This is a genomic window from Kitasatospora sp. NPDC036934, from assembly GCF_055608425.1.
Window position 1 is genome coordinate 1 of sequence record NZ_JBVJQR010000077.1, and the last position, 1,537, is coordinate 1,537.

Here is a 1,537-nt window from a genome sequence, read left to right on the forward strand (position 1 = left end):
TGGACGCCTTCGACCACCAGGACATCCCCTTCGAGCGCCTGGTCGAACAGCTCAACCCCACCCGCGTCCCCGCCCGCCACCCGCTCTTCCAGACCCTCATCGCCCTGGACAACCAGGAGAAGGCGCCGCGCACCTTCGGCGAACTGAGCTGCAGCGAGCTGGAGTTCGACCTAAGTGTGGCCAAGTTCGACCTCTCCTTCGGGTTCTCCGAAGCAAGCGGACACACCGAGCCGACCGGGCTCTCCGGCGCGATCGAGTACGCGGCCGACCTCTTCGACCACGCCACCGTCGCCACCCTCGCCGAGCGCCTGCTGCGCGTCCTGGACACCGCCGCCACCGACCCCGACGCCCCGATCGGGGACATCGACATCCTCAGCCCCGCCGAGCGGGAGCAGCTGCTGACCGGCTGGAGCGGCCCGGTCGCGACGCTGCCGACGGCGGCGGTGCCCCGGCTGTTCGAGGCCCGGGCCGCCGCCACGCCGGAGGCCGTCGCCCTGATGGCGGGCTCGGAGACGCTGAGCTACGCCGAACTCAACGCCCGCGCCAACGGTTTGGCGCTTCGCCTGGTCGCGGCGGGCGTCACTGCCGAGACCCCGGTGGCGGTGCTGCTGGAGCGCTCCCCCGCGCTGGTGGTCACCCTGCTGGGCATCCTCAAGTCCGGCGGCAGCTACGTCCCGCTCGACAGCGCCCAGCCCCAGGAGCGCCTGCGGGCCGTTCTCGCCGACGCGGGCGCCACGCTCGCCGTCACCGACACCGAGCACCCCGCCTTGGCCGGGCTGACCACCCTCCGGGTCGGCGCGGAGACCGCCGACAATCTCGAACTCGACGTCAGCGCCGATCAGTTGGCCTACGTGATGCACACCTCCGGCTCGACCGGCAGGCCCAAGGGCATCGGCGTCACCCACCGCTCCGTGATCGACCTCGCCCTCGGCGGAGCCTTCTCCGGCGGCGGCCACGCACGCGTGCTGGTGCACTCCCCGACCGCGTTCGACGCCTCCACCTACGAGCTCTGGGCCCCGCTGCTCTCCGGCGACAGCCTCGTACTCGCCCCGCCCGGGCGTCTGGGCGTCACCGAACTCGCGGCCACCATCGACCAGGGCGCGGTGACCGCCGCCTGGCTCACCGCCGGCCTGTTCAACGTCATGGCCACCGAGGATCCGGGCGCCTTCGCCGGTCTCCGCGAGGTGTGGACCGGCGGTGACGTGGTCTCCCCCGCCGCCGTCCGCCGGGTGCTGACCACCTGCCCCGGCCTCACCGTGGTCGACGGCTACGGGCCCACCGAGACCACCACCTTCGCCACCCGCCACCGGATGGCCACCGCCGGCGAGGTGCCCACCGCCGTCCCGATCGGCCGCCCGCTGCCCAACACCCGGGCGTACGTGCTGGACGACACCCTCCAGCCGGTCCCGGTGGGCGTCCCGGGTGAGCTGTACATCGCCGGTGCGGGTCTGGCCCGGGGCTACGCCGGCCGGCCGGCCCTCACCGCCGAGCGCTTCGTCGCCTGCCCGTACGGGGACAAGGGCGGCCGGATGTACCG

General features: G+C 73.6%; 1 protein-coding gene. It reads left to right on the forward strand.

What is annotated here, in order from left to right:
- A partial coding sequence (locus ACZ7BZ_RS38305; RefSeq protein WP_470362416.1) for a non-ribosomal peptide synthetase occupies window positions 1–1,537 on the forward strand: 1,537 nt, incomplete at both ends.